We start from the raw sequence: 1,830 nt of genomic DNA, 5'->3' as shown, positions 1-1,830 counted from the left end.
AGATAGGAAGAACTCATTTGAAAAGAAAAATCTTTAATATAGCTGTATTGTTTTCGTTCATCTTAATGACCATTTCAAGTTGTTCAGAAAATAAATCACCCGCAGACTGGGCTTATTATTTTGTAGTTTGGGATGATTATATTTATCAAGTAAGTGATGATTATGTAAATGAAATTAATGAGGAAATTGGAGAAGTGACAAAGTATTCCGATTTGGAAGGCACTTACACTGGTAATTTCTCTAACAAATATAATAAAGGAACAAAATATTACTCCCATTAAAGGAATAAATGTTGAAGAAGCAATTGCGATTAAAGATGATGGAAAGTTTAGAAAGGCAATTAGGGATGGAAAATACCGCGAGAAGTAACTTAGCTAAATTAAGTACGACTTGATAAAAAGAGTTCCCCTTTATAATTAAAGAAAATCAACATTAAGATGTAATACAGCAAGCTAGCGCATGGGTTAATAGTAAATAGGGAAAATCACAGGTGGGTAACTGTGATTTTTTTTTGTGGGAGAGGGATATTAACCTAAATCGACTCACATGCTTCCAATTTGGAGCTTTTATTATCATTCAAATCTAAACGAGTATGTTTGCATGTCAACCTTTTCAACAGACTAAGTGGTAGGTTTATGAAATAGGGAATACACCTCTAAATATTTTTCAAAAATAAAGTGAAGAATAAACTTGTCTTCAATAAAAAACAATCTTCACTAATAAATCATCACCATAATTAGAATTAGCCTTGAAAGGCGGTCTCATGTCATGGGTAAAAAAAAGGGTAAGCTATGGACAAACCAATATGTAATTATTATTTTGTTGTCTTTAGTAATGTTCGCTTCGTTTTATATGATTACAGCCGGTTTCCCAATCTTTGTATCAACCATTAGTGATAATCCTGCGATAGCAGGAATCATGACCACAACTTTAATGGTAGCATCACTAATTACGCGCTTCTTTGCAAGTGTCATTATCCAAAAAGTTAATATGAAATTGCTGCTTATTATTTCCCTCCTTTATTTTTTGGGAACAATCGGTCTTACTTTCGTAAACGACTCTATCGGATTTTTAATATTCATTCGAGCACTACAAGGGATTGGATTTAGTATGCTAACGATTTTAGTCTTTACCATGTCAAGTAATATTGTTCCTAAATCTCGGTTAGGTGAGGGTATTGTTTTTTTCGCAATGTCTACAAGCGTTGGGACAACAATGGGGCCACTAATCGCAATTGCATATCTGGCAAAGTATTCATTCCGTTCAATGATGATGTTAACTCTCGGACTTATGGCCTTTTCATTTGTTTGCAGTTTTTTCACAAAAAATACGGTTATAGAAGAAAAGGAAAGTCCAGAGGCGCCAAACAAAGAACCATTCTATAAGTACATGTTCGATAAGCGTGTCCTTCTTCCATGTATTCTAGTAGCATTAAATTATATTACAATTGCAGGGACAGTCAACTTTATGGGGGCGTTTGGAAAAGTGATTCATGTTGGCGGAAAAATATCGCAGTTTTTTATCGCACAAGGGATTGCAATGGTATTAGTTCGATCTTTCTCTGGTAAAATTTTCGACAGATTCGGTCACAGAATTCTTATTATTCCTGCCGCTATTTCAGGGGCTGGAGGTTTGATCTTATTAGGCTTTTCTACGACTATATGGATGGTTTGGGTTTCAGGGGTATTATTCGGAATCGCATTTGCGATAATCCATCCAATTATCCAAGCTTGGGCTTTAACTCTTGTTCCACCTGAGAAAAAAGCAACTGCCAATTCTATGCTCCTTATTTTTATAGATTCTGGTCTAGCTATTGGGTCAGTCGGTCTT

The 1,830-nt window shown here is 34.9% G+C and carries 1 protein-coding gene and 1 pseudogene; both read left to right on the top strand.

Annotated features, from left to right (window positions below; all coding sequences use genetic code 11):
• A pseudogene (locus V7147_RS23125) lies at positions 1-281 on the top strand (hypothetical protein); the annotation flags it as partial.
• Between the two features lie 487 nt (positions 282-768).
• A partial coding sequence (locus V7147_RS23120) for an MFS transporter (protein ID WP_335370153.1) occupies positions 769-1,830 on the top strand: 1,062 nt, incomplete at its 3' end.

This window comes from Bacillus sp. JJ1521 (assembly GCF_036965165.1).
In the GTDB taxonomy this organism is placed as follows: Bacteria; Bacillota; Bacilli; order Bacillales; family Bacillaceae_L; genus Ferdinandcohnia.
Note: the sequence above shows the minus strand (reverse complement) of the source record. Positions and strands in the feature narration are given on the sequence as shown.